The sequence below is a fragment of the Aminobacter sp. P4_D5 genome (assembly GCF_056401815.1).
On the sequence record NZ_JBFUIP010000531.1, the window covers coordinates 1 to 850 of the forward strand.

The window sequence follows — 850 nt, forward strand, 5'->3', positions numbered from 1 at the left end:
ACCCAGACGGCAAGCCCTTCGACCGGCCGGGCCGCACGACGCTGATCCTGGTGCCCGGTGGTGCCGAGGGCTGGCTGAGCGTGCACAGCCACATGTCGCTCGCGCGCGGGGTTCCCGCCGACAGCCACGGGAACCGGCCGGTCAAGGCCCGGTAAGGGCCTTTCCGGCGTCGCTCAGCGGCAAAGCAGCCGGGTGTTCTCGGTGATGCGGGTGGGGTCCACGATGGAGGGGCCATTCGCCAGAATGTATTCGCGGAAGGTCCGGGCGTTCAGGGACTGCGTGAAGGGGATGATGTCGCGGTTGGGCTGCGCATTGGCCATCACGAACCGCACGTCGAAACGAATCGGATTTAACGACGAGTTCGCGATCCGCGCCACGTAGTTCCAGGTCCCGCCTGATCCAGGCCGCGTCTGTGCGGCCTGAATGGAGAGCTTGTCGGTGCCGATGCAGGACTGCTGAGCCTGGGCCGCCGACACGCAGCCGAGCGCCATCATCACGACAAGTACATGTTTTAGCATGATCTATGTCCCCTAACGCGACGGCGATATGCCCGCACACCAGAACAACCGCAACGCGTGATTTTGTCACGTCCGTCGCATTTTCGGTGCCTCGGCATGCGGTGACGAGACGCGCACATGAAACACGCGCATGGCGGGTCATCGCTTCTTCGCTGGCAATTTTGTTGCGGCAGCCCTATGTGTGCGCCGCAGCAACACCGACAAGACCGTTCAACGCCGCCCGGGCACCTTCGCGCGCGGGCCACAACCACGCCCGGAAGCCCGACCCCATGTCCATGCGTAACCTCGCGATCATCGCGCACGTCGACCACGGCAAGACCACGCTCGTCGAT

At 64.5% G+C, this 850-nt stretch carries 2 protein-coding genes; one reads left to right on the forward strand and one right to left on the reverse strand.

Annotation, left to right across the window (positions count from 1 at the left end):
• Nucleotides 1-173: 173 nt before the first annotated feature.
• Nucleotides 174-497 (reverse strand): hypothetical protein, encoded by a 324-nt coding sequence (locus tag AC1DWF_RS33305; RefSeq protein ID WP_476842773.1) that lies wholly within the window; start codon nucleotides 495-497, stop codon nucleotides 174-176.
• Nucleotides 498-793: 296 nt separating this feature from the next.
• On the opposite strand from AC1DWF_RS33305, the gene AC1DWF_RS33310 reads away from it, so the two are divergent.
• Nucleotides 794-850 (forward strand): GTP-binding protein (locus AC1DWF_RS33310; RefSeq protein ID WP_476842774.1); only part of this gene is annotated, 57 nt, incomplete at its 3' end.